At 50.6% G+C, this 3,547-nt stretch carries 4 protein-coding genes and 2 pseudogenes; 3 read left to right on the forward strand and 3 right to left on the reverse strand.

Annotation, left to right across the window (positions count from 1 at the left end; genetic code table 11):
• From EDD52_RS23335 to EDD52_RS23350, 3 genes and pseudogenes are all read right to left on the reverse strand, one after another.
• Positions 1-195: transposase (locus EDD52_RS23335; protein ID WP_481374240.1), on the reverse strand; the 195-nt coding region annotated here is incomplete at its 3' end.
• A gap of 109 nt (positions 196-304) precedes the next feature.
• The gene (locus EDD52_RS23340) at positions 305-844 is read right to left on the reverse strand and encodes a hypothetical protein (RefSeq protein WP_132249001.1); all 540 of its coding nucleotides are present in this window, start codon (positions 842-844) and stop codon (positions 305-307) included.
• Between the two features lie 489 nt (positions 845-1,333).
• Positions 1,334-2,033, reverse strand: a pseudogene (locus tag EDD52_RS23350) (IS6 family transposase); the annotation flags it as partial.
• 465 nt (positions 2,034-2,498) lie between these two features.
• Between EDD52_RS23350 and EDD52_RS24210 the strand changes: the two are divergent.
• The 3 genes and pseudogenes from EDD52_RS24210 (at position 2,499) to EDD52_RS23360 (ending at position 3,482) form a co-directional block, all read left to right on the forward strand.
• Complete coding sequence (locus EDD52_RS24210) at positions 2,499-2,792, forward strand: transposase (protein WP_132249002.1); 294 nt, start codon at positions 2,499-2,501, stop codon at positions 2,790-2,792.
• Positions 2,793-3,037: 245 nt separating this feature from the next.
• Positions 3,038-3,208, forward strand: a pseudogene (locus EDD52_RS24445) (IS3 family transposase); the annotation flags it as partial.
• Between the two features lie 67 nt (positions 3,209-3,275).
• Positions 3,276-3,482: a hypothetical protein gene (locus EDD52_RS23360; protein WP_132249003.1), complete on the forward strand. Its 207-nt coding sequence runs from the start codon at positions 3,276-3,278 to the stop codon at positions 3,480-3,482.
• Positions 3,483-3,547 lie beyond the last annotated feature (65 nt).

Genomic DNA, 3,547 nt, shown 5'->3' on the forward strand with positions numbered 1-3,547 from the left:
CAGCCCGGCCACCAGCCTGGGATGCGTCGCCGGGCGCCCCTCCTTGGATGGAAAGAACCCGGCCCATTCCCGCTCGAACCACTCCCAGTCGATCAAGGCCGCGAGCTTCACGAGTTCGTGGCGCATGTCGATCATGTCGACCAGCCGAGGCCGCAGGAGATCGTCCTGTTGTGGTGCACGGTCGCGGTGTTTCATGGGGCGGGTCCAAAATTGCAGGGTTTCCAGTGGAATCCTATGAAACCATGCAGTTCAAAGCCAAAGAAATCAGCGCTTTATGACGCAAAATCAGCAGCTTGGACGTTGTTCAATGTGAACTACCGAGTTCTGCAACAACGCCGGGACGAGATGTGAACTTTGAGTATAGGATTTCTCTGTTACCTTGAAGAATGGCTGAGATAGATCTTTCTTTATTAGACAGGCAAGCATGCGAGTTTGTCAGAAAGTTCAAAGGAATATTCGCAAGCTCCTTTTGCCCGCCGAACAACGCGTACAAATCTAGCATTTGGCATTTTAGAAAATGCCAATAAAAAACCGCGTCGGACCTCAACAGGCATTTTTCGAACGAAATACAAAGATGAAAAGCCAAATCACGAAATTTCTCTTCATCAATTATTTCTACATCCTCGCTACTGTCCATAAGCAGGTAATATATATCCGAAAACACTTCGATCTGACCTTCTTCAATGCCTTTGGAAATTATGTCAGCGCAAGAATCATAAAACGATAAAGATAAATTTTCTGATACCACACCCGAGTTCAAGATAAAGTCGACACGGTAGCAGTCCCAAAAATTGAAGGATTTCATCTGGTCAAGGGTCGCTACGGCAAGAGTTCCGTTTGGCACTAAAATTTTTCTTCGCATAGCATGGAGTGCAGAATCATTGCTTAGATCCAATATTCTGAGGACGTCGGCGAGGCATATGTTTGTGTATGTTACGCACCATCCATCCGCGATCATTGGGACACTGTTTCCGTTTCGTTTTGTTATTGACAAAGCAATCACGTTTCATCACTTACTCAACCCCAAATAGGCGGCTGGATTTCTAGTAGCTTGAAAACGCTCTAAGTCAATTCGGCTTTTATCATGTTGATGTAAATTTTCAATTAATGAATAGTTGAACGACTACCGGCTGGCCCCGGCAGTATCGGCAGCGTGATTTTTCAGATACTGAAGTACGATCTCTTCGGTGAAGGCACCGTTGGTGGTTGAAAAGTACCCCCTAGATAATACAGGTGGCCGCAGAAATTTGGAACAGTCGTTAAGGTGGATCGGCATTGCCAACTTAACGGCACTGCACTGTAACGGTACCCAAGGGTGAATTTCTCCGGTGGTCAGTTCAAGCGCGTACCGGCGCCACAGATTGAAAGCATCTGACCTTGCATGCGGTATGACACGTCGGAGAGGCGGTAGCGGCGGGGTCTGAACATCGCGTTGGTTAGATCGTGGGCCGCGAGGAGCCTTTGCGTCTGCCGGATCGATTTAGACCGGCCCATTACCTATTTCCGTTTATGGATTGGCCGGTGCGAACGCTCGATGCGATTATTAAACCCTTTGTGTGCCTGATGATCAGCTTCAGGCGCAAGAGCCCGGATCGGTTTGATGTAACTGCGCAATTTGTCAGTTACGACGACACGGGGTTTGCCAAAACCGGCGGTCAGCCGCACGAGGAAACGCTTGGCAGCTTTGGCGTTTCGGCGCGGCTGCACAAGGATATCCAGCACGTCCCCGTTCGCATCCACCGCTCGCCACAGCCACTGCTTCACGTCGTTGATCGGAACGAGGACTTCGTCCAGATGCCTTGGCCTGCAGCGGTGGGACGGTCGAGTTTGATGCAATCGGCGAAATTTCGGCCAAATCGGTTCACCCAATCGCGCAGGGTTTCTCGGCTGACAGTTACACCGCGTTCAGCCAGCAGATCCTCTACGTCCGCCGTGCTGAGCGCGAAGCGATGTTTGGCCCATACGGCATAGGCCACGACTTCACAGGTGAAACGATAGCCCTTCAGGCGCGACAACTCAGCTGCTATCGGCATAACAAAGCGCTACTCGCGCCAAGGTGCGGTAGCAAGTTGGCAATGCCTGGCGAACTTGTGCCATGCTGCATTCTTCCATCCCTGAGAAAGGATCAGACCATCAACCCTTGGGATCAAACATAAATGAAATGTCGTAAATTTGTAGAACTTTAAAATACTCTTTAACTAAATTATGAGCTTATGAAGCTCTGACAATAGTATTGGAGTTGCGTATGCTACAAGTTTGGAAAACTGAGTTGCCCGCTGATAAAAGTAGTGAATCGGTCGTTCGTGGTTGGGCACTGGCTGAAACTGCAGACGAAGCGAAACGGTTACTTGGAGAGCAAGGCTTCACAGTTAAAAAAATGCCGGACCACCTTTGGATTGCAAGACAACGCGTAATATGGGAGAGGTGAATTGAGAGGTGGTCGCGGCAACTCAGGCCAGCGGTTAAGGTGGATCGCATGATGAAAGTGACGATCCTAAATGAAGAAACGAAAGAACCATTCACCCGAGTTTAAGGCCAAGGTTGCGCTTGAAGCGATCCGCGAGGAGATGACGCTTGCTGAACTTTCCAAGAAGTATGGCGTCCATCTGACCCAGATCGGAACTTGGAAACGGTCAGCGATAGATAACATGGCGACGGCGTTTACGCGCCGTGGCGGGGCTCTGGAACAGGTAAGCGCCGCGGACGTCGACAAGCTGCACTCGAAGATCGGCCAGTTGGTTGTGGAATGGGATTTTTTGGCCGAAGCCTCGCATCAGTTGCTCGGGACGTGAGGCAAAAATGGTGAACCGGGATCACAAGTTAAGCCTTCGTAAACAGTGCAAACTGTTGCAGCTGTCGCGATCGCGGCTTTACTATCAGCCCGTCGGTGAAAGCGTTGAGAACCTGCGGTTCATGAAAATAATCGACAAACAGTTTCTGGAAACACCTTGGTATGGGTCACGGCAACCTCTCGGGATATTCACTTCGTGAATACCCTGCCGGTCAGTGAATGGCCCGATACATGAAGCGGACGGATCACAAATGTGGCCGCCATCGTGTGCGCAGGTTAACGCGCCTTATGCGGTTGGTCCCGATTTACCAGGAACCGAATACCAGCAAGAAGCACCCGCAGCACAAGATCTGGCCATACCTGTTGAGGAGCGCAGTCATCGCCTGCCCGAACCAAGTCTGGTGCGCAGATATCACTCTGAGTAATTGATCATCCGCGCTCTCGGGCGGTGCATAGTTGCCGCATCAGAAAAAGGAGAGCTGTGATGAAACGCTATTTTGTTGGCCTTGATGTATCGAAGGATGAAACGGCGGTTTGCCTGCGTGATGATCGCGGTGACATCGTGACATCTTACAGGAAACCCACCGATCCGGATGTACTCTCACGCGCTTTGAGTGCGGAGATGGAGCATATCGTCTGTGTCGTCCTTGAGACCGGTGTTTTGAACCGCGCCGGGTTTGCCGGAGGCTGATTTGTCTTAGTTACGCGGCCATATCTGATCTTTTCAGAGCAGCATAGAAGTTTGCCTCTGCTTCG

The organism is Primorskyibacter sedentarius, assembly GCF_004342065.1.
Classification (GTDB): Bacteria; Pseudomonadota; Alphaproteobacteria; order Rhodobacterales; family Rhodobacteraceae; genus Primorskyibacter; species Primorskyibacter sedentarius.